Source organism: Variovorax sp. GW823-FHT02B07 (genome assembly GCF_058797695.1).
On the sequence record NZ_JBXAJX010000001.1, the window covers coordinates 2,106,303 to 2,128,031 of the forward strand.

18 protein-coding genes are annotated in these 21,729 nt (G+C 68.2%); 11 read left to right on the forward strand and 7 right to left on the reverse strand.

Annotated features, from left to right (window positions below):
• From AC1RGU_RS09840 to AC1RGU_RS09850, 3 genes are all read right to left on the reverse strand, one after another.
• A complete protein-coding gene (locus tag AC1RGU_RS09840) occupies positions 1 to 1,218 on the reverse strand; it encodes a multidrug effflux MFS transporter (protein ID WP_167395025.1) in 1,218 nt (405 codons plus the stop codon).
• Positions 1,219 to 1,317: 99 nt separating this feature from the next.
• Complete coding sequence (locus AC1RGU_RS09845) at positions 1,318 to 1,929, reverse strand: pyridoxamine 5'-phosphate oxidase family protein (protein ID WP_492696241.1); 612 nt, start codon at positions 1,927 to 1,929, stop codon at positions 1,318 to 1,320.
• Positions 1,926 to 3,101 carry an MFS transporter gene (locus AC1RGU_RS09850; protein ID WP_492696243.1) on the reverse strand — a complete coding sequence of 392 codons (1,176 nt, stop codon included), beginning with the start codon at positions 3,099 to 3,101 and terminating at the stop codon, positions 1,926 to 1,928. Before AC1RGU_RS09850 ends, AC1RGU_RS09845 begins: the two co-directional genes overlap by 4 nt.
• Before the next feature lie 78 nt (positions 3,102 to 3,179).
• On the opposite strand from AC1RGU_RS09850, the gene AC1RGU_RS09855 reads away from it, so the two are divergent.
• Both AC1RGU_RS09855 and AC1RGU_RS09860 read left to right on the forward strand, forming a co-directional pair.
• On the forward strand, positions 3,180 to 4,061 hold the full coding sequence (locus tag AC1RGU_RS09855; RefSeq protein ID WP_492696244.1) for a LysR substrate-binding domain-containing protein: 882 nt from the start codon (positions 3,180 to 3,182) through the stop codon (positions 4,059 to 4,061).
• Between the two features lie 78 nt (positions 4,062 to 4,139).
• Positions 4,140 to 5,360: an MFS transporter gene (locus tag AC1RGU_RS09860; RefSeq protein WP_492696245.1), complete on the forward strand. Its 1,221-nt coding sequence runs from the start codon at positions 4,140 to 4,142 to the stop codon at positions 5,358 to 5,360.
• 10 nt (positions 5,361 to 5,370) lie between these two features.
• Here AC1RGU_RS09860 and AC1RGU_RS09865 read toward each other — a convergent pair whose 3' ends face one another.
• Complete coding sequence (locus AC1RGU_RS09865; RefSeq protein WP_492696247.1) at positions 5,371 to 5,928, reverse strand: methylated-DNA--[protein]-cysteine S-methyltransferase; 558 nt, start codon at positions 5,926 to 5,928, stop codon at positions 5,371 to 5,373.
• 252 nt (positions 5,929 to 6,180) lie between these two features.
• Between AC1RGU_RS09865 and AC1RGU_RS09870 the strand changes: the two genes are divergently transcribed.
• The 6 genes from AC1RGU_RS09870 to AC1RGU_RS09895 are packed head-to-tail and all read left to right on the forward strand — an operon-like array spanning position 6,181 to position 13,385.
• The gene (locus AC1RGU_RS09870; protein WP_492696249.1) at positions 6,181 to 6,783 is read left to right on the forward strand and encodes a GspH/FimT family pseudopilin; all 603 of its coding nucleotides are present in this window, start codon (positions 6,181 to 6,183) and stop codon (positions 6,781 to 6,783) included.
• On the forward strand, positions 6,780 to 7,379 hold the full coding sequence (pilV, locus tag AC1RGU_RS09875; protein WP_492696250.1) for a type IV pilus modification protein PilV: 600 nt from the start codon (positions 6,780 to 6,782) through the stop codon (positions 7,377 to 7,379). Before AC1RGU_RS09870 ends, pilV begins: the two co-directional genes overlap by 4 nt.
• Positions 7,376 to 8,380, forward strand: a complete 1,005-nt coding sequence (locus AC1RGU_RS09880) for a PilW family protein (RefSeq protein ID WP_492696252.1) — start codon at positions 7,376 to 7,378, stop codon at positions 8,378 to 8,380. Before pilV ends, AC1RGU_RS09880 begins: the two co-directional genes overlap by 4 nt.
• Positions 8,377 to 8,985: a pilus assembly PilX family protein gene (locus AC1RGU_RS09885; protein WP_492696253.1), complete on the forward strand. Its 609-nt coding sequence runs from the start codon at positions 8,377 to 8,379 to the stop codon at positions 8,983 to 8,985. The genes AC1RGU_RS09880 and AC1RGU_RS09885 overlap by 4 nt, the downstream gene beginning before the upstream one ends.
• Before the next feature lie 4 nt (positions 8,986 to 8,989).
• Positions 8,990 to 9,493, forward strand: coding sequence for a type IV pilin protein (locus tag AC1RGU_RS09890; protein ID WP_492696255.1), 504 nt, complete (start codon positions 8,990 to 8,992; stop codon positions 9,491 to 9,493).
• 49 nt (positions 9,494 to 9,542) lie between these two features.
• On the forward strand, positions 9,543 to 13,385 hold the full coding sequence (locus AC1RGU_RS09895) for a pilus assembly protein (RefSeq protein WP_492696257.1): 3,843 nt from the start codon (positions 9,543 to 9,545) through the stop codon (positions 13,383 to 13,385).
• A 27-nt stretch (positions 13,386 to 13,412) separates the two neighbouring features.
• Here AC1RGU_RS09895 and AC1RGU_RS09900 read toward each other — a convergent pair whose 3' ends face one another.
• Positions 13,413 to 16,469: an FAD-binding and (Fe-S)-binding domain-containing protein gene (locus tag AC1RGU_RS09900; RefSeq protein WP_492696258.1), complete on the reverse strand. Its 3,057-nt coding sequence runs from the start codon at positions 16,467 to 16,469 to the stop codon at positions 13,413 to 13,415.
• A 9-nt stretch (positions 16,470 to 16,478) separates the two neighbouring features.
• Positions 16,479 to 17,192: a GntR family transcriptional regulator gene (locus tag AC1RGU_RS09905; RefSeq protein WP_095745311.1), complete on the reverse strand. Its 714-nt coding sequence runs from the start codon at positions 17,190 to 17,192 to the stop codon at positions 16,479 to 16,481.
• A 121-nt stretch (positions 17,193 to 17,313) separates the two neighbouring features.
• Here AC1RGU_RS09905 and AC1RGU_RS09910 point away from each other — a divergent pair, with 121 nt between their 5' ends.
• From AC1RGU_RS09910 to AC1RGU_RS09920, 3 genes are all read left to right on the forward strand, one after another.
• On the forward strand, positions 17,314 to 18,558 hold the full coding sequence (locus AC1RGU_RS09910) for a pyridoxal-phosphate-dependent aminotransferase family protein (protein WP_307638170.1): 1,245 nt from the start codon (positions 17,314 to 17,316) through the stop codon (positions 18,556 to 18,558).
• 130 nt (positions 18,559 to 18,688) lie between these two features.
• Complete coding sequence (locus tag AC1RGU_RS09915) at positions 18,689 to 19,666, forward strand: Bug family tripartite tricarboxylate transporter substrate binding protein (protein WP_070060655.1); 978 nt, start codon at positions 18,689 to 18,691, stop codon at positions 19,664 to 19,666.
• A gap of 302 nt (positions 19,667 to 19,968) precedes the next feature.
• A complete protein-coding gene (locus AC1RGU_RS09920; protein WP_492696260.1) occupies positions 19,969 to 20,733 on the forward strand; it encodes a fumarylacetoacetate hydrolase family protein in 765 nt (254 codons plus the stop codon).
• Here the strand turns inward: AC1RGU_RS09920 and AC1RGU_RS09925 are convergent.
• Positions 20,682 to 21,644, reverse strand: a complete 963-nt coding sequence (locus AC1RGU_RS09925; RefSeq protein WP_492696262.1) for a LysR family transcriptional regulator — start codon at positions 21,642 to 21,644, stop codon at positions 20,682 to 20,684. The genes AC1RGU_RS09920 and AC1RGU_RS09925 overlap by 52 nt on opposite strands.
• Positions 21,645 to 21,729: the final 85 nt, after the last annotated feature.

Genomic DNA, 21,729 nt, shown 5'->3' on the forward strand with positions numbered 1-21,729 from the left:
TCAGGCCTCCTGCGCCCTGCCCCCGGTCGGCTCCGAGCGCACACCGCCCAGCGTGAGCCAGGTCAGCACCAGCGCGATGAGCGCGCCGGCGGCCATGCCCGCCACCATCGGCAGCGGCCGGCCGTTGGAGAACAGGCCCACCACCGCCATCGCCAGCGCGCCGGTCAGCATCTGCAGCGTGCCCAGCAGCGCCGAGGCCGTGCCGGCGATGGCGCCATGCATCTCGAGCGCCAGCACGCCGGTGGTCGGGATCACGAGGCCCATGAAGCCCGAGGCGATGAAGTACAGGACGATCAGCACCCACAGGTTGTCGCCGCCCATCGCGAAGTACACGAACATGGCGACCATCGCCACGCCGCAGCAGGCCACGCCGAACTTGACGAGGTTGACCAGCCCGTAGCGCTCGCCCAGCGAGCCCGTGAACTGCGAGGCCGCGATGAAGGCCGCCGCGTTCACGCCGAAGGCCACGCTGTACATCGCCGGCGACAGGCCGTAGTGGTCGATCATCACGAACGACGAATTGGCCAGGTAGGTGAAGAAGCCCGCCATCGCGAAGCTGCCGATGAACACCAGCCCGAGGTAGTGCCAGTCGCGCAGCAGCAGCCAGTAGGCCGACAGCGCGCTGCCCAGGCTGCTTTCGACACGCTCCGAGGCCGGGCGTGTTTCGTCGAGCAGCTTGACCATCATGGCCAGGCCCGCCACCGCAGCGATGGTGACGGCCCAGAACACGCCGCGCCAGCCGGTGAAGGCGATGACCAGGCTGCCCGCGAGCGGCGCAAGAATCGGCGACACGCTGAACACCAGCATCAGCAGCGACATCAGCCGCGCGGCGTCGGTGCCGGTGTGCAGGTCGCGCACCACGGCGCGCGGAATCGCCATGCCGGCGGCCGCGCCCAGGCCCTGCACGAAGCGCAGCGCGATCAGGGTCTGGATGTCGGTCGCCAGCGCACAGCCCACGCTGGCCAGCGCGAACAGCACCAGCCCGGCATACAGCGGCGGCTTGCGCCCCACCATGTCGGAGATCGGACCGTAGAGCAGCTGGCCCGCGCCGAGCGACAGGAAGAAGGCGGTGAGGCTCATCTGCACCGCGCCGATGTCCGCATGCAGGCTCTGTCCGATGGCGGGCAAGGCCGGGAGGTACATGTCGATCGCGAAAGGCCCGATGGCGGAGAGCAGGCCCAGCAGCAGGGCCATTTTGAAGAACGGAGAAGAACGCATCGGGTCGATTGTGGCGAAGGCGCGCAATCGGTGCAGGCGTGGGGTCGCCGGCTTTCGCCGCTAGTGCATTCGTTCTACCGGGCGGTACGCCGCGTCCCTTCAGTACAGCGTGGCCTGCTGGCGCGCCGGCAGTTCGCGGTCGTAGGTGGCGCCGTCGAAGGCCGCATCGGTCAGCGCGGAAAGGATGGCGCCTGGCGTCGGCACGGTGCGCGGCGCGTCTTCTGGCACCGGCGCCCAGAGCTTCGAACGCTGGATGGCGCGGGCGCATTGGAAGAACACGGTCTCGACGCTGATCTCGATCACGCACTGCGGCGCACGCCCTTCCACCGCGAAGCGCGCCAGCAGCTCGGGCGCCACGCTGATGCGTGCGCGCCCGTTCACGCGCAGCGTCTCGCCCACGCCCGGAATCAGGAACAGCAAGGCCACGCGCGGGTCGGCCACGATGTTGCGCAGGCTGTCGATGCGGTTGTTGCCGCGCCGCTCGGGCAGCAGCAAGGTGGTCTCGTCCTGCACCGCGACGAAGCCCGGGGCGTCGCCGCGCGGCGAGGCGTCGAGCCCGCCGGGCCCGGTGGTCGCGAGCACCGCGAACGGCGATGCGGCGATCAGCGCCTGGTAGCTCGGGTGCAGGTACGGCACCTCTTTCTTGAGCGAGGCCTCGCCCGGCTGGCCGAACAGGGCTTCGAGTTGGGCGACGGTGTCGATGGTGGTCATGGGGCGATGTTCTCCTGGATCGGGGTGGGTGGCGATGCGCGCCGGACACAGGCCAGCGCCGCCACCGCCAGCAACAGCGCGGCACTGCCGTAGATCCACGGCGGCGAAGCAATGGGCAGCAGCACGCCGGCCAGCAAGGGCCCGGCACCCGCGCCGATGTCGCGCCAGACGGCGCGGGCGGCCAGCGCCTGCACCCGTTCGGGTCCGGGCGTGCGCCGCGCCACGATGGGTGGCAGGAGCGGCAGCTGCAGCGCGCGCAGCACCACGATCAGCGCCGCGCAGCTCCACAGCCAGCCCAGGCCGAAGCCCACGAGCGCGAGCGACGTCACCAAAGACAGGCTCACGAGCAGGCGCTCGGCGCCGAAGTGCTCCGCCATGCGCCCGCCCACCGGTCCGAGGAAGATTTCGGCGAGGTAGCGCAGCGCCATCAGCACGCCGGCCACGATCACCGCGCCGCCGGGCAGCAGGTCCTTGCCGAGGTACGACAGGCCCACGATGAACAGGCCGTCGAGCGCCAGCCCTTCCATGAACGACCAGCCGTCCAGCGCGTTCGGCCGCTGGAAGCGCCGTGTCGGCGCGGCGCTGTGGTGCGGCTTCGACGGCAGCCGCCGCGTGACGAACAGCGCGAGCAACGACACCACCGCCAGCACGCCGAAGATCGCGCGCGGCCCGACCGTGTACGCCAGCAGCGCACCGAGCGGCAGCGCGAGCACCGGTCCGGTCGCGATGAAGGCGCGCGAACGCCCGCTGCGCCGCGCGGCACCGATCGGGTCGGCCGTGGCCAGGGCCTGCGTCGACAGGTTGAGCGCCGCGAAGCACAGGCCCCAGGTCAGCCGCAGCGGCAGCAGCGCCCAGAACCCCGAGAGCGTGGCGTAGCCCAGCCCGCAACACGCGGCGGCCACCACGGCCAGCGTGCAACTGGCCCGGTCGCCGTGGCGCGCATAGAAACGCGCCACCCAGCCGTAGCCCGCGATGCGCACCAGCCGGTTGGCCGCCAGCAGCAGGCCGACCTCGGCCAGCGAGACGCCGAACTGCGACGCGTACATGGGCAGCAGCAGGTACAGCACCACGTCGGCCGGCAGCGAGAGGCCGAGCGCCATCGCGGCGTGGCGGGAATCCAGGTCGGTGGAACGGACGGGAACAGCGGGAGAAAGCGGTGGTGCAGCGGACATCGAGCCCATATCGTGCCCGCTCGCAACGCCCGCCGACAAACGACATTCCCGCGCGGCATGCGTGAGAAAATCGCACGCATGCCGCTTCGCGAACCGCCCCTCCATGCCGTGCGCGCCTTCGTGGCGGCGGCCCGCCACCTGAGCTTCACGCGTGCCGCGGTCGAACTGCATGTGACGCACAGCGCGGTGAGCCGGCAGATCAAGAGCCTCGAGGCCTGCCTGGGCGTGGCGCTGTTCGAGCGCCGCATCCGGCAGGTCACGCTGACGCCCGAGGGCCAGCAGTTCTTCGCGGAGACCGAACCCGCGCTCTCGCAGATCCACGCGGCAGCCCGCGCGCTGCAACTGCAGGGACCGGCGCGCGCGGTGCGCATCAACGTGCGGCCCTCGTTCGCGGTGCGCTGGCTCATTCCCCGGTTGCCGTCGTTCGTGGAACGCCATCCCGATATCGAGCCGCAGGTCGTCACCAGCACCGTCATGCCCGAACAGGCCACGGACAGCTTCGACATCGCCGTGCGCCGCGGCCTCGAAGGCTGGCCGTCCTCGATCCAGGTGCGGCCTTTCCTCGAAGACGAGGTGCTGGTGGTCGGCGCGCCCGCATTGTTCAAGGCGCAGCCGCTGCCCGACCTGCGCGCCCTCGCCTCGCACGTGCTGCTGTCGGCGCGCACGCGCAAGGACGATTGGGACGACTGGAAGAAGCAGGTCGGCGCACCGCGCGCCCGGCCGGCCGGTCGGCTGCAGTTCGATCACCTGCACTTCGTGCTGCAGGCCGCGGTCGACGGCCTGGGCATCGCGCTGGCGCCGACCTCGCTGGTGGCGCACGACCTGGCCTCGGGGCGGCTGCAATCGCCGTTGCCTGAATTGCGGATGACGCTGGAGCGCTACTACTACGGCCTTGCGCCCGATGCGGCGCCCGAGGCGGCGTGCGTGGCCGAGTGGTTCGAACAGATGAACGCGGGCTGAGGCTTCCACGTCCGTAAACGGCCAGCGGCAGACGGGCGCGGCCCCGAGGATGCGGTCTTTCTCTTCGTGCCACGCCCCATGCCCTCGCCTCTTCCCCGTTCCTTCTCCCACCTCGCCTGGGCCAATCTGGCGGCGCAGTCCGCCGAACAACTGAGCCTCGCGGCCGTGCCGCTGGTGGCCGTGCTCGCGCTCGGCGCCGGGCCGGGCGAGATCGGCTTTCTCGCGGCGGTGCAAACGCTGCCCTTTCTGCTGGTCTCGCTGCCGATGGGCCTGCTCGCGGACCGCATGTCGCGCCGTCGCTTGATGGTGTGGGCCGAGGGCCTGCGCGCGGTGTCGTTGCTGGCCTTGCTCGGCATGGTGCTGTCGTCGACGCTGGGCATCGGCGGGCTGGCCGTGCTTGGCTTCCTCGGCGCGGTCGGCACCGTGGGCTTCAGCGTCGCGGCGCCCGCGCTGGTGCCGGCGCTCGTGCCGCGGGACGCGCTGGCGCGTGCCAACGGGCGGCTGGAGCTGGCGCGCAGTGCCGCCTTCACGGCCGGGCCCGCGCTCGCGGGCGCGCTCGTCGCGTGGGCCGGCGCGTCGTCGGCCTTCGTGCTGGCGGCGGTGCTGTCGGTGGCGGCCGTGGGCCTCTTGCTGCGGTTGCACGAAGCACCCCGCCCCACGGCCCCGTCGCGCCATCCGCTGCGCGATGTGCACGATGGCGCGCGCTTCGTCTGGCAGCACGCGTTCCTGCGGCCGATGCTGATGACCGGTGCGGTCTTCAACATCTCGTGGTTCGTGCTGCAGGCGGGCTATGTGCCGTATGCCGTGCGCGTGCTGGGCCTCGGCGCGCAGGCCGTGGGCTTCACGCTCGCGATGTACGGTGCGGGCATGGTCGTCGGCGCGCTGCTGACCTCGCGCGTGACGGCGCGCCTGCCTTTCGGGCGCGCAATCCAGGTCGGGCCGGCGGTGGCGGTCGCTGCCGCCGCGACGATGGCGGCCACGCTCGTCGTGCCGACCGCCTCGCTGGCCGCGCTCTCGTTCTTCCTGTTCGGCGCGGGGCCGATGGTCTGGGTCATCACCTCGACCACGCTGCGCCAGAGCGTGACGGCCTCGGCGATGCTGGGCCGGGTGTCGGCCGTCTTCCTGACGGTGAATGCAGGCGCACGCCCGGTCGGCGCAGCGCTCGGCGGCCTGGTGGGCGCCTTGTGGGGCGAGCCGGCCTGCCTGCTGCTGGCGCTCGCGGGCTTCGTGCTGCAGGCCGCGATCATCTTCGGCTCGCGCATCGCAGGACTGCAGCGGCTGCCCGTGCCGGCGGCCTGACCGTTCAAGCTCAGAACAGCGAGCGCGTCCCGTTCGGCGTGGCGCCTTCGATGTCGAGCATGCGCAGCTTGGTCAATGCGCCACCGCCCGCAGAGAAGCCGCCGGGCTTGTTGCCCGCGGCCAGCACCCGGTGGCACGGCACGACCGGCGCGAAGGGGTTGTGGCCCATGGCCTGGCCGACCGCGCGCGACAGGCCCTTGTCGCCGAGTTCTTCGGCCATCTCGCCGTAGGTGCGCGTCTGCCCCGGCGGAATGCGCCGCGCGATCGCATAGACGCGCTGATGGAACTCGGACACGCCGCGCATGTCGAGCTCGATGTCGCACAGGTCGTCGGTCGCGCCTTCGAGCAGCGCCTGCACGCCCGCGATGGCGTGCTGCGCGCGCGGCGACGGCGGGGCTTCTTCCAGATCAGGAAAGCGCCGACGCATGCGCGCACGCGTCGCGGCCTCGCCCCGCTCTTCGGGCAGCTGCACACCGACCAGCCCCTGCGGTCCCCAGGCCAGCGCGCAGACGCCGATGGCGGTCGGGAACAAGGCAAAGCCGGATTCGGAAGGGGATGCGGCAGTCATCGGAGCATTGTGATTCAAGGTTGAAAAACGACGCGCGGGCGTGGGCGCGAAGCCCACTTCCGCAGAAGAGAAAAAGTACCAGCCAAACACCCCGAAATACCAGACTTTCACTCGGCGTTTCGATGCATTTCCGCTCATCCTTTCGAACGCACCGAACGTCGGCAAGCCGTTGTCGGACATGTGCATCGCCCCCTAGTCTCGCGCCCAGAAGTTGTCGGCTGAAATTCCAAAACAACAGGGAGAGACATGCACATGAGGCCACGCGATTCTTCGCGGCCCGCGCGGCTGCGCGACCAGCGCGGACTGACGGCCATCGAACTGATGGTCACGCTGGCGATCCTCGCGATCCTGATCGGCATCGCGGCGCCTTCGATGTCGCGCTTCGTCGTGCAATGGCGGCTGTCCAACGCCGTCAATGCCGTGACCGGTTCGCTGCGCATCGCGCGCACTGAAGCCATCGCCCGCGCAAGAGCCGTCGTCGTCTGCCAGTTGCGCGCTGGCACCGCGGTCGACTGCGAAACCGGTTCGGATGGCAACGATTTCGCGGCCGGCTGGATCGTCTTCGTCAACAACGACCGCGACGGCGACTTCTCCTATTCCGAATCGACAGACGAGGTGCTGCTGCGGCAGGACGCACTGCCCGGCATCGCGAAGATCGCCCTCGGCAAAGCAGGCCGCTTCGTCTTCCTACCCAACGGTCTGGTGAGCTCGGGGAGCAACAGCATCACCGTCGAGGCCCCCGGCTTCGAAACGGCCAGCACCACCCCGTGGGCACGCAAGACGCTGTGCATCAGCAAGCCCGGGCGCATCCGCTACGCCGCAGATGGCGAAGACTGTTCGGGCAACGACGAATGAAGCGCCCCACACAACAACGCGGTGCCACCCTCCTCGAGGTGCTGGTCGCCATCGTCATCCTGGCCATCGGCCTGTTCGGCATGGCGGGGCTCACGTCGGCGGCCCTCAAGTACAACCAGTTCTCGCGCATGCGCGCCACCGGCCTGAGCCTGGTGAACGACTACGCGGAACGTGCCCGCGCCAACCTTGCGGGCTTTGCCGGCTACACCCACGCCAAGGCCTACAACGCCAGCGCGCGCGAGGCGGCCTCCACGGACCCCACGCCGCCGCCAGCCGCCTGCGAGGTCGACACCTCCGTTCCCGACAGACCGGTCAACACCTGCGGCGCGACCATTGCTGCCTACGACCTCGCGCAGTGGCTCACCAATGTCGGGAACCGGTTGCCCGGCGGCACGGCCTACGTCACGACGGAACTGGTCGACGCGGCCTCCGGCGTGAACGGCCTGCCGGCCACGCGCGTGCTGAACATCTGGCTGATCTGGCGCGCCATCGCGGAGGACACGGGCTTCGGGCTGCGCCAGGCCTGCCCCATCGCCGGCGCCAACATCGCGGCCCCGACAGAGGTGAACTGCATGTACTTCCGGGTCACGCTGTGAGCGCCGTCTTCGCTGCTCCCCCGCGAAGGCGCAACCCGGCCCGCGGCTTCACGCTGATCGAGCTGATGATCTCGCTGACGATCGGGCTGGTGATCCTGGCCGCCGCTCTGTCCACGTTCTCGACCTCCAGCCGCAGCAGCCAGTTGTCGCAGGCCGAGACGCAGTTGAACGAGGACGGCATCCTCGCGCTCAACCTGATCCAGCAGCAGCTCAAGCAGGCCGGCTATTCGCAGCAGCTCATCCCGAGCAACGGCGCCACGGTGATGGGCAACTACGCCGGCCCCGCCGTGCGCGGTTGCACCGGCGGATTCACCGACGCCGCAGCCGCCTTCGACAAGCTGTCGTGCACGGGCAAAGGCAGCGACGCCATCGCCATCCGCTACGAAGCCACCACCGACAACACCATGCCCACGGGCACCGACGCCAAGCTGGCAACGAACTGTCTGGGCAACGGCATCAACGCGCTCACGCCATCGCAGGTGAGCCCGCCTCCCACGCCTGCCCCCGGCGCGCCCCCACCCGCCAACTACGCACTGGCTGACAACCGCTATCTGGTGACAGACGCGAGCACGGCGCCGATGCTGTCGTGCCGCGGCATGGAAAAGCGCGACGCCGTCAACGCCATCGGTGCCTCGCAACCGCTGCTCGCCAACGTCGAGAGCATGCGCATTCTGTACGGCGTGGCCAACCGTCCCAGCATCGAACTGGCGGCCACCTACGACCCGCTGCGACACCAGATCGTCAAGTACCTGGATGCCGCGGGTGTCGATGCCCTGCCCGGCAGCGGCGTTCTTGCCGATCTCGCCGAAGACCGCTGGAGCCGCGTGCTGAGCGTGCGCGTGTGCCTGCAGATGCGCAGCGACCGGCCGGTGCGCGACGTGCCCGACGGTGGCCTTGCCTACAAGCGATGCGACAACACCGACCGCACCGGCACCGACGGCTACCTGCGCAGGACCTTCACCACCACGGTGCTGCTGCGCAACCGCCTGATCACCCCATGAACACGAAGCCATCCCCTCTTCCGCGCCGCATCGCCGGCCGTGCGTACGAACGCGGCGTCGTACTGATCGTCACGCTGATCCTGGTCGTGATCCTGTCGCTGGTCGGCACCTTCGCGATCCGCAATGCCACGCAGAGCGAGCGCAGCGTGAACGGCATCCGTTCAACCGAGGTCGCGCGCGAGGCCGCCGAGACCGCGCTGCGTTTTTGCGAACAGGTGGCCATCTTCGACGGTGACGACAAGGACTACACCGAGTACGCCTCCGTCGGCATGCGCGCCCGGATCATCACGACCCCCATCGGCTCGGAGTTCGACGAAGACGCGGCATGGCGCAAGAAGGCCAGCTGGGTCGGCAACAGCGCGATCGCCGTTCCGAAGGCGTATGTCAACAAGAAGCCCACCGGCACCACGGTCGACGCCACGCCCCTGGAGATCGAACCGCGCTGCCTCATCCAGAAGATCGCCACCACCTCGACGCCCAAGCTGACCGGCTACCTGATCACCGCCCGGGGCTTTGCCAACAACGCCCGGTTCGAGACGTCGACCGGCGTCGCCACCCAGGGCGCCGAAGCGTGGCTGCAGTCCGTGCTGACGCGCGACAAATGACTTCATGACCCTCATCGCCATGACATACCTGCCTTCCGCTTCCTCGCGCTCCCGCCGCGGCTTCACACTGATCGAGGTCATGGTCGTCGTCGCGATCGTCGCCATCCTCGCCGCCATCGCGCTGCCGAACTACCAGGAGCACGTGCGCCGTTCCAAGCGCGCGGAAGCCCAGGGCATCCTGATGGAAGCCGCACAGTTCATGCAGCGCTACTACTCGGCCAACGACCGCTACACCGCTGTCGCAGGGGATGCCGGCGACGAGACCGAGCAGAAGAAAGGCGCGGAGAGCCTGCTGCCCAAGGCTTTGCAGCAGTCGCCGAAATCCGGCACCGCCAACTACACCATCGCCGTCTTCGCGCGCGACAACCCACCCAGCTACATGCTCAAGGCCACCCGCACCGGCAGCATGGCCGGCGACCGGTGCGGCACGCTGACCTTGAGCGGCCTAGGGGTGAAGGACATGGACGACGAAGTCACGGGACTGCTGACGAAGGAGTGCTGGCGATGAATCTCGCACGCCTCCTCAGCGCCCCACTTTCAACCGCAAGGAAAACCGCATGACCGCCACGCGCCAACTTCTTGTTCCGGCGGCCGCCAAGGCCGAACGCACGCTGCGAACGTTCATCAGTCTCGCTGCCGCTTGGGGCGCGGCGCTTGTTCCCATTGGCGATGCGCTGGCTGCCACGACGCCGAGCCAGGCCCCGCTCTACAACGCCGTGCCGGGCGCCAAGCCCAACCTGATGTTCGTGCTGGACAACTCCGGGTCGATGGACGAGGAGTCGCAGGAAGGCTATCCGGTCCGGGACAACTGCAAGGATGGCAGCAGCGAAGGCGGAAGGGACGGCGGCAGGGACGGTGGCCGAGATGGCGGCCACAACTGCGAAGACAAGTTCGGCTGGTATGCCATGCGATCGAGCAACGTCAATACGCAGTACTACAACCCGTCCATCACCTATGCAGCCAGGGTGGACTCGAAGGGCACGCCGAAGACGAACCCCACCTTCTTCGTGGACAACCAGTCGTCGAACGACACGAGTCCGAATCACCAATCCGGAACCACGGCGGGTTCCAGGAAGTTCACCTACGTGCAATGCAAGGACGCCAATTGCGCCATGGCCACCAACAGGTCCGTGACCACCATCAGCGCGCCATCCACCACGGACACCGTCGAACTGCCCGGCGGACACAGGCGAACCGACTGCGGGCCGAACGCCACCCGGTGCACCACGGAGCAAGAACGCAAGAACATCGCGAACTGGTATGAGTGGTACCGCTCGCGCACGCTGGCGGTCAGCACGGCCCTGGGCCTGGCGATGCAAAGCTACGACAACAAGTTCCGGGTGGGCTACGTCCAGTACAACAACAACGGAGACGATGCGCTGGGCATCGTGAGTGGCGTCAACTACTTCAGGGACGAAGCGGCCGCGAACGGAAAGAAGTGGAAGACCAGCTTCTACGACTGGATCTACGGCATCAACCCCAAGGGAGGAACACCCAGCCACAACGCCCTGGTGCTCGCAGCCAGCTACTACGCCGGCACCGCAACGAAGTCCATCACCTCCTCCCCCCTGAGCAGCCCCTGGAAGAACGACCCCAACGACCCGAAGAGCGGTGAGCTGAGTTGCCGGCGCGCCTACAGCATCGTGTTGTCCGACGGCGCCTGGAACGCGAAGACCGCGCAAGGCATCGACACGCGCTATACCGCCAGCAGCGCAAGCATCAACTTCGACGGCAAGCCGTCTGCAAGTGCCACTGCATTCAGCTACGACCCGAAGGGTGCGCCCGGCTACGACAACACGGATGCGATCAAGAAGCTGAACGCCAGAAACACGTACATCCCCTACGGCGACGGCGGCACCAGCAGCAACGGGTTTGCCGACCTCACGGCCCGCTACTTCTGGCATACGGATTTCTCCAAGACGCTCCCCAACGACGTTCCCCCCATGGGCGGCCAGCACAACCCCACGTTCTGGCAGAACATGACCACCTTCACCATCGGCTGGGGCCTGACGCCCTCGGGCGACGCAGGCAAGACCGGGGGGCTGACCTGGGCGCAGATCGAGAGCTACAACAACGATTGGCTCGCCGGCAACACGGCGAAGAAACCCAACTGGCCCACCGGTGACCTGAACGACGGCAGCAAGACGACAGATGCACAGCGCGTGGACGACTTCATCCGCGCCGGCTTCACCGGCGGCGGCCGTGCCTACAGCGTGTACTCGGGCGACGACGTGCGCCGGGCACTCGACAACGCACTGAGCAGCATGGTCGGATCCGGCAACGACGCCGGCGTGGCCGTGTCGGGCAACAGCAACGAGTTCCAGACGCTGCAAGGCCAATACAAGTACACGACCGAATACCAGACCGCGGACAACAGCGGCGACATCAAGGCCTTCGAACTGAATGCCGACGGCGACTACAACGCGGTCGACAAAGCCGGCAAGCCGATCCCGGCCTGGTCCGCCAATGCCAGGATGCCGGCCGCCGACAAGCGAACGATCTTCGCGTTGTCGAACTACGATCCCACGATGCCCGCCACGGCCCTGCGCATGGCACTGACCTACGGCACCAGACTGGACAAACTGCCAGATGATTTCCGCGCCTTGCTCAATGTCGACAAGCAACAGGCCCCCGACGAGAGCTTTGTCCGCTACCTGCTGGGCAGTGACCCGCAGAAGGACGCCGACGGCACGGTCTACCGGTTGCGCAAGCAGCCCATCGGCGCCTCGGTCAACTCGCCGCCGGTGTTCGTGGGCGGGCGTTTCGACATGGGCTATGGTCCCTTGAGCGCGGTGGACGGCAGGGGCACCGCATATGCCGACTACAAGGCGCTCAAGAGCTCAGCCCCTCCCACTATCTTTGCCGCCACCAACAACGGCAAGGTCCACGTGCTGAACGCCGCCAGGAACGACGCAGGGGGCATCGAGCTGGCTGCCTTCATGCCCAAGGGCGCCATGGCGTCGCAGGTCGACCTGGCCAATCCGAACTTCCGCTTCCGCTACACACTCGACGGCCCACTGGTCGAGCAGGACGTGTACGACAAGAACGGCGTGGCGCCGGCAGGCGGAAAGAACACATGGCGCCAGGTGGTGCTGGGCACCGGGGGGCGCGCGGGCCCGTTCATGTACGGCCTGGAATCGCCTTTGGGTGCCACCAGCCGCACGCCGACCCAGAACCACTTTCTCTGGGAGGTGAACAACAAGCACAAGGACTACGCCGACCTGGCCCACGTGACCAACAACCCCGCCGCGGGCCAGCTGGACGACGGCACCTGGGTCATGCTCACAGGCAGCGGTCACTACCCCGAAGCCGGCAAGCAGGTCGGGCTGTACATGGTGGAGGCGCTCACCGGCAAGCTCAAGAAATTCATCGGGCTCCCCACGGAATATGGCAACACCGCCACTGGCGGCAACCGCGGCCTGGGCGGCGTGGTCGCCGTGCGGGACACCACCCGCCGCATCGTCGCCGCCTACGCCGGCGACGCGAACGGCAACCTGTGGCGTTTCGACTTGCGCAGCGCAAAGCTCGGGCCTTCCGCCAAGGGCCAGCTGCTGTTCACCACACCGGGCGGCAAGACGCAGCCGATCTACGCCGCACCGGCATGGCAGGTCCACCCCGGCGACGGAAGCACCTGCACGTACAGCGCGTCCGCGCAGTGCGGCGCCATCGTGGTCGTGGGCACGGGCATCCTGCTCGACGAGGAAGACCTCGCGACGCCCGCCAGGAAGCAGGCGATCTACGGCATCTGGGACCCGACGCCCATCGGCGGCGACGCCAAGGCCGACGCACGCAAGGTCGAACTCGCCGACCTCGTGGAGCAAACCATCGACAAGGCCTCGGCGAAGGTCGGCTTGCTCAACGAGCGCGACAAGAATTTCTACCAGGTCAGCAGCAACGCCGTGGACTGGAAAGCCAAGAAGGGATGGCTGCTGAGCCTCGGCATGATTCCCTACCCCGGGGCGATGGAGAACGGCGAGCGCGTGGTGGGCGACCTGGCCAACCTGGGCAGCAGCGTGATCGTCACGTCCTTCCTGCCGGAGGACAAGAACCTGGGCATCGAGTCCTGCACGGCCACCGGCAGCCTGCCGAACAACACCTACGTGCTGGACGCGCTGACGGGCAAAAACAAGTATTCGTTCGACGTCGATGGCAACGGCAGCTTCGACTTCTATTCGATCGTCTCGAACCCTGCCGGCGGGTTCACGCGCGGCAACGTGACTTCGCGCAACATGGTCGGCCAGACCAACGAAGGCCGCCCCGATGGCAAGCCCGAAGTCAATTGCACCAATGAAACGGGCTTCCTGACCGGCGTGGGCGACACGCAGAAAATCGGCGACGGCTGCGGGGTGTCCCGCACCTGGCGCCGCAGCTGGCGCCAGGTGGTCTCGCCCCCCTTCTGAGTTCCGAAAGAGAAAACCGCAGCCGCCTCAGAGCATCATGTGCCGCGCCAGGAGCACGGCCACATGCACCGCCTCGCGCTGCGCACCGTCGCCGATCTGGTGCCTGCAGCTCGTGCCGTCCGCCACCACGACCGCATCGGGCCTCGCGCGGATGGCCGGCAGCAGACTCGCCTCGGCCATCTGCATCGACACCTCGAAGTGGCTCGCCTCGTAGCCGAAGCTGCCGGCCATGCCGCAGCATGAGCTCTCGATCAGCTCGGGCTCGGCGCCCGGAATCAGCTTCAGCACGTCCATGATCGGGCTCACCGCGCCGAAGGCCTTCTGGTGGCAGTGGCCGTGCAGCAGGATCGGCGCCGTGGCCGGCTTCAGCGCGAGTTCGAAGCGGCCGGCCTTGCGTTCGCGGGCGATGAACTCCTCGAACAGCAATGCCTGCTTCGCGACGGCCTGCGCCTTGTCGCCGAAGCCCATCACCAGCGTTTCGTCGCGCAGCGTGAGCAGGCACGAGGGCTCGAGACCGACGATGGGAACACCGGCCTGCGCCAGTGGCAGCAATGCATCGATCAGCGCTCCGGCGCGCACCTTGGCCTCGTCCACCATGCCGCTGGCCAGGAAGGTCCGGCCGCAGCAGTGGTGCCCGCCGCCCTTCTCCACCGTGTGCAACGCATAGCCCGCGGCGTGCAGCACGCGCGCCGCCGCAAAGACGTTCTCGCTTTCGAAGGTGCCGTTGAAGGTGTCGACGAACAGCACGGCGACCTTCTCGCCGCGCGCCGCAGCGGCCAGCACCGAGGCCTGATCGGAAAAGAGGCCGGCCGCCACCGCGTCCTTCGCACGCCAGAAGGTGTCGGTGCGCCATTCGGGCAATGAGCGCTTCGCCGAAAAGCCCAGCATCTTCTCGCCCAGCCACGCCGCCCCCGGCACGCGGTTGCGCAGGTTCAGCAGCCAGGGCATGCGGCTGGCGCGGTGCGCGTAGTCGGGCATGTAGGCGACCAGCTTGTCTTTCAGCGTATGGCCGTGCCGCTTCTTGTAGTGGTCGAGAAACTCGACCTTCATCTTCGCCATGTCGACACCCGTCGGGCAATCGCGTTTGCAGCCCTTGCAGCCCACGCACAGGTCCATGGTCTCGTGCATGGCCTCGCTGGTGAAGGCGTCGGCACCGAGCTGGCCCGACAGCGCCAGGCGCAGCGTGTTGGCGCGCCCGCGCGTCAGGTGCTGCTCGTCGCGCGTCACGCGGTAGCTGGGGCACATGGTGCCGGCGTCGAACTTGCGGCAGTGGCCGTTGTTGTTGCACATCTCGACGGCCTTGGCGAGGCCGCCGGTGCTGTCGCCGCCGGTGCCGGGCGCGGTGGTCACCTCGGTCACGGGGTCGGCGTTGACGTTCCAGCCCGACCAGTCGAGCACGGGCTTCAATTCGATGCGGCGGTACGGCTTGGGCGCCGTGGGCGGCGCGAAGCGGAACAGCGCGCCGTCGTCCATGCGCGGCGGGTCGATGATCTTGCCGGGGTTGAACAGGCCGATCGGGTCGAGCTGCTGCTTGATCGCGCGGAAAGCCTCGTTGATCGCCGGCCCGAACTGCCATTCGATCCATTCGCCGCGGCACAGGCCGTCGCCGTGCTCGCCGCTGAAGGCGCCCTTGTACTTGCGCACCAGCGCGCTGGCCTCTTCGGCGATGGCGCGCATCTTGGCCGCGCCGTCGGCGCGCATGTCGAGAATGGGCCGCACGTGCAGCGTGCCGACCGAGGCATGCGCGTACCAGGTGCCACGGCTGCCGTACTTCGCGAACACCTCCGTCAGCGCATCGGTGTATTCGGCCAGGTGTTCGAGCGGCACCGCGCAGTCCTCGATGAAGCTCACGGGCTTGCCGTCGCCCTTGAGGCTCATCATGATGTTGAGGCCGGCCTTGCGCACCTCCCACAGGTTCTTCTGCCGCGCGTCGTCGGCCATCTCGACCACGCTGCCGGGCAGGCCCAGGTCGCCCATCAGCTCGACCAGCCGCTTCAGCTGCGGCAGCAACGCGGCCTTGTCGGCCCCCGAGAACTCGACCAGCAGGATGGCGGCGGGCTTGCCGATCAGCGCCGTTTCCACAGTCGGCTTGAACGCGGGGTTGGCCAGGCTCAGCTCGATCATCGTGCGGTCGACCAGCTCCACCGCCGTCGGCCCGAGCTTCACGATGTGCTGCGCCGCGTCCATGGCCGCATGGAAGGTCGGAAAGTTCACGATGCCCAGCACCTTGGCGCGCGGCAGCGGCGCCAGCTTGAGCTTCAGGCTGCGCGTGTAGGCCAGCGTGCCTTCGGCGCCGATGAGCAGGTGCGCCAGGTTCACGCTGCCGTCGGCCGTGTACGGCTTCTCGCTCTGGTTGTCGAAGATGTCGAGGTTGTAGCCCGCCACGCGGCGCATCACCTTGGGCCAGTGCTGCGCCATGGCGTCGCGGTGCGCTTGCGCCAGCCCGTGCACGAACTGCGCAATGCCCGCCGCGCGCGCGCCCAGCTGGCCCAGCGGACCGAACTCGACCAGCTCGCCGCTCGACAGCCACGCGCTCGCACCCAGCACGTTGTGCACCATGTTCCCGTAGGCGATAGAGCGCGAGCCGCAGGAGTTGTTGCCCGCCATGCCGCCCAGCGTGGCCTGCGCGCTGGTCGACACGTCGACCGGGTACCAGAGCCCGTGCGGCTTGAGCTGAGCGTTCAGGTGGTCGAGCACCAGGCCGGGCTCGACCGTGGCGGTGCCCTCTTCCACGTTCACCTCGAGCACCTTGCGAAAGTGCTTGCTGTTGTCGATCACCAGCGCCGCGCCCGTGGTCTGGCCGCACTGGCTGGTGCCGCCGCCGCGCGCCAGCACCGGCACTTTCAGGTCGCGCGCGATGTCGATGGCGGTGGCGATGTCGCGCTCGTTCGTGGGCACGAAGGCGCCGACCGGCGTGATCTGGTAGATCGACGCGTCGGTGGCGTAGCGCCCGCGCGAACCGTCGTCGAACAGCACCTCGCCCTGCGTGTCGGTGCGCAGCCGGCGCGCCAGCAGTTCGCAGGTGTCGTTGGGCGGAAGAACGGTTCCGGCTGGCTGCATGTGGCTGGCGGGATCAATGCGCATGGTGGGATGTCAGCTCGCTTTGTTGGTTGTGCTCTTGCTCTTGGCTTGCGGATAGATCTGCCCGGCGCGCAGCAGCTCCAGCACGGTGTCGCGCTTGCGCAGCACGTGCGCCGTGAGCACCTTGCGCATGGCCTGCGCGTCGCGCGCGGCCAGCGCCTGCACCATCTGCTCGTGCTCCTCGACCGCGTGCTTCCACTTGGTCTCGTCCTGGTTGGTGCGAAAGCGCAGCGACTGCACGCGGGCGTTGATCGAGCGGTAGGTGTTCGACAGCACCGGGTTCGCCGCCGCGTCGTTGATGGCCGTGTGGATGCGCGCGTTCAGGCGGTAGTAGCCCGACAGGTCGCGCCGTGCGAAGCAGGCCATCATTTCGTAGTGCAGCGCGCGCACCTCGGCAAGTTCCTCGTCGGTGATGCGCTTGGCCGCCAGCTCGCCCGACATGCCCTCGAGCATCGCCAGCACCTCGAAGGTGTTGAGCACGTCGGCCTCGGTGAGCTTCACCGCCACCGCGCCGCGGTTGGGCAGCAGGTCGACCAGCCCCTCGGCCGCCAGCAACTTGATGGCCTCGCGCAGCGGCGTGCGCGACACGTTCAGCTGCAGGCACAGCTCGCGTTCGTTGAGCTTGGCGCCGGGTGCGATGCGCCCCTCCACCAGCATGGTGCGCAGGCGCGCCACCACCTGGTCATGCAAGGCCAGCCTGGAGATTTCGATGATTTCAGCGGTCATATGGGGTTCCCTTGTCTGCATTTTGAATGCAAAAAATAGCCTCTACAACCGAGGTTGATAGGTGTAAACCAGCATACATAAATGCATTTTGAATGCAAAACTGAGCGCACAAGGAGAGCCCATGCTGCAACTCGACATCCACCCCACCGGCCGTCACTTCCTCCAGATTCCCGGCCCCAGCCCGGTCCCCGACCGCATCCTGCGGGCCATGAGCCTGCCCACCATCGACCACCGCGGGCCCGAGTTCGGCACGCTGGGCCTGAAGGTGCTCGGCGGCATCAAGGAGATCTTCAAGACGAAGCACCCGGTCGCCATCTATCCCGCGTCGGGCACCGGTGCATGGGAAGCCGCACTCGCCAACACGCTCAGCCCCGGCGACCACGTGCTCATGTACGAGACCGGTCACTTCGCGTCGCTGTGGCAGAAGATGGCCACGCGCCTGGGCCTGTCGACCGAGTTCCTGGCCTACACCGGCACCGACGCCCACCTGCCGAATGCGCCCAGCTGGCGCCGCGGCGTGCAGGCCGAGCTCATCGAGGCGCGCCTGCGCAAGGACACCGAGAAGAAGATCAAGGCCGTGTGCGTGGTGCACAACGAGACCTCCACCGGCGTCACCTCCGACATCGCCTCGGTGCGCAAGGCCATCGACGCGGCGGGCCACCCCGCGCTGCTCATGGTCGACAGCATCTCGGGCCTGGCCAGCGCCGACTACCGTCATGACGAATGGGGTGTCGACGTGTGCGTGAGCGGCTCGCAGAAGGGCCTGATGCTGCCGCCCGGCATCAGCTTCAACGCGCTGTCGCCGCGCGCCCTCGAAACGGCCAAGCACGCGAAGTTGCCCAAGGCCTTCTGGGCCTGGGACGAGATCGTCGAGATGAACAAGGATGGCTACTGGCCCTACACGCCGAACACCAACCTGCTGTACGGCCTCTCGGAGTCGCTCGACATGATCCTCGGCGAAGGCCTGGACAACGTGTTCGCGCGCCACCAGCGCTGGGCCGCCGGCGTGCGCGCCGCGGTCAACACCTGGGGCCTGCCGATCCAGTGCGCCGACCCGTCCGTGTACTCGCCCGTGCTCACCGGCGTGATCACGCCCGAGGGTGTCGATGCCGACGCCGTGCGCCGCCTCATCCACCAGCGCTTCGACCTGTCATTGGGCACCGGCCTGGGCAAGCTCAAGGGCCGCATGTTCCGCATGGGCCACCTGGGCGACAGCAACGACCTCACGCTCGTGGCCATGGTCGCGGGTGTCGAGATGGGCATGAAGCTCAGCGGCATCAAGCTCGCGGGCAGCGGCGTGCAGGCGGCGATGGACTATTTCGCGAGCCACCAGGCCGCACCGGTCGGCCTGCAAAAAGCAGCCTGAACCCGGCGCACGCCAACCCACACCGGCCGCAGCGCATCGCTCGAACGATGCGGCGGTCCACCACCCTGCCGGGCCCGCGCAAGCGGCTCCCGGCACGCATCGGATTCCCCAACCGACGGAGACAAAGAAGATGCAACGACGTTCCCTGATCCAGGCCGCCGCCGGCGCGGCCGCCACGCTGGGCGTGCCCCGGCTGTTCGCGCAGGAGTGGCCCACGGGCCCCGTGCGCATCGTGGTGGGCTTTCCACCCGGCGGCGGCACCGATGCACTCGCGCGCGTGGTCGCGCAGAAACTCACGACGATGTGGGGCCAGCAGGTCATCGTCGAGAACAAGGCCGGCGTCGCCGGCGTGCTCGCGGCCGACTACGTGGCGCAGCAGCCCAGCGACGGCAGCACCCTGCTCATGGCCCACATCAACAGCCACGCGCTCGCGCCCAGCCTGCAGCCCAAGCTGCGCTACAACGTCGAGCGCGACTTCGTGCCGATCGTGCTCGTGGGCGTCACGCCCAACCTGCTCATCGCCAACCCGGGCCAGAAGGCCCTCAGCGTGAAAGACATCGTCGCCGCCTGCAAGGCCGCACCCGGCACCGTGAGCTTCGGCTCCGCCGGCGCGGGCTCGGCCCAGCACCTGGCGCTGGAGATGTTCAAGCTGCAGGGCGGCGTCGATGCGCTGCATGTGCCCTACAAGGGCAGCGGCCCGCTGCTGGCCGACCTGATGGGCGGGCAGATCCAGTACAGCTTCGAGACCATGACCGCCGCCACGCCGCACGTGAAGAACGGCCGCGTGCTCGCCGTGGCGCAGACGCGCACCAAGCGCGCCAAGGGCCATCCGAACGTGCCGACGATGCAGGAGCAAGGCTTCGCCGGCTTCGAAGCGACCACCTGGTACGGCCTGGCCGGCCCCGGCAAGCTGCCACCCGCCATCGCGCAGAAGGTGAACCGCGACGTCAACACCGTGCTCGCGATGCCCGATGTGCAGGAGCGGCTCGACACCTACGGCGCGGAAGACGGCGGTGGTTCGCAGGACAAGTTCAAGCAGTTCATCAGCACCGAGATCGCCAAGTGGGCGAAAGTCGTCAAGGACGGCAAGGTACAGGTCGAGACTTGAGGCTTTTGTTCAGGGCGACGCTCACGCCGACGGGGCACCTTGCTCCGCGAATGTCCCCCGGGCTTCGCCCTCCTCCTTGATTTCGCTGCGCAAGGCGCCCCATCGGCGTGAGCGAGTTCAGAGCGGTTGTTGATCGGCCGCACACCAACAGCGCGTCCATGTGCCCAGGACACTGGGTGCTTCCCGCAGCGAAATCAAGGAGGAGGCCGCAGGCCGGGGGACATTCGCGGAGGGAAGTACCCGGTGGCCTGGGCACGCGCCCTGAACAAACGAACCCCAAAGAAACTGAGAAGATCCCAAAAATGACGCCCGACCAAAAAGCCCTCACCGAAGCCCTCATCGCCGCACGCCAGGCCAATCGCACGCTCGACGCCACGCCCTGGATCGATGCCCTGCCAGACGCACCTCAAGCGTATGAAGTGCAAGACGCCGTAGCCGCGGCCCTCGGCTGGTTCGACGGTGTTCCAAAGACCTGGAAGTCCGGCGGCGGCTCCCGCAGCGCCACCCTCACGCATGCCCCGCTGCCCCCACATGGCGTGCGCCAAAGCCCCGCCAACTTCAGCGACCTCACATTCCACACCCCCGGCATCGAGGCAGAAATTGCATTGAGACTCGGCCAGGACGTCACCCCCGCCCAAGCCGCCGCACTCGACCACGAGAACTCGGCAGCCCTCATCGACGCCATGGCCGTCTCCGTCGAAATCGTCGATGCCCGCTGGCAAGACCTGGCCGCCACGCCCGCCCTGCTGCGCCTCGCCGATTCGCAGGTCCACGGCGCACTCGTGCTCGGCGACTGGCAACCGTACGCCGCCGTCGACTGGGCCTCGCAGCGCTGCGAAACGAAGATCGGCGATGCCGAAACGGTGGTGCGCGAAGGCACGCATCCGCTGGCCGACCCGGCCTGGCTGCTGCCGATCTGGCTGCGCCACCTCACACGCCACGGCCAGACCGTGCCCGCCGGCACCGTCGTCACCACCGGCTCGTGGGTCGGCGTGCTGCCCTGCCGCCGCGGCGATCAGGTGACGGCCGAGTTCCCCGGCATCGGCGCCGTGCGCTTGAGCGTGTAACGCCCGCCGCTCACCCCCGAGCACGCCACCAGAAAGTCGAGCACCGCCCGCACCCGCGCGGGCAGCGTGCCGGCCTTGCCGATGTACACCGCGTGGATCGGCTCGATCTCGCCCGGGTTGAACTCTTCGAGCAGCGGCATCAGCCGGCCGGCATCGATGTCGTGCTGGATGTGATACAGCGACAAGCGCGCCACACCCGCCCCCGCAATTGCCAGCTGCCGCAGCGTCTCGCCGTCGCCCGCGCGCACCGGCCCCGCCACCGGCAGCATCACCATGCGTCCATCGACACGCAACGGCCAGTCGGGCGTGTTGCGCCGGTAACTCCAGCCCAGCCGGTTGTGCGCCGCCAGCTCCTGCGGCGTGCGCGGCGTGCCGTATTTCGCCAGGTAGTCCGGCGCGGCCACGATGGCCTGGCTGGTTTCGCCCAGGCGCCGCGCCACCAGGTCGGATGACGGCAACTGGCCCCAACGGATCGCGATGTCGGCGCGCTCGTCCATCAGATCGACGATGCGGTCGGTCAGCGCAATGTCGAGCGTGATCTGCGGATGCATCTCGAGCAGGCGCGGCACCAGCGGCACCAGCTTGTGGTGCCCGAAAGACACGCTGGCGTTGATGCTCACCCGCCCGCGCGGCGCCGCACCGGCCGCGGCGCACCGCTCGGCCTCGTCCATGTCGGCCAGCACGCGCGTGCTGCGCTCGTAGAAATGCAGCCCCTCGGGCGTGAGCTGCAGCTTGCGCGTGGAGCGGTGCACCAGCTGGATGCCCAGGCGCAGCTCGAGCCGCGCCACCAGCTTGCTGACGGCCGAGGGCGTCATGTCCAGCAGCCGCGCCGCCGCCGAGAAACCGCCCGCCTCCACCACCTGCACGAAGGCCTCCATTTCACCGGAGCGGTTGACATCGATGCGCGGCATGGGCTTCCTTAGCTGTGACTTGAATTCACAAGTGCATGTACTGGCGGCATTCTAGTCATCGAGGCCGATCATCCGCACAGTACAG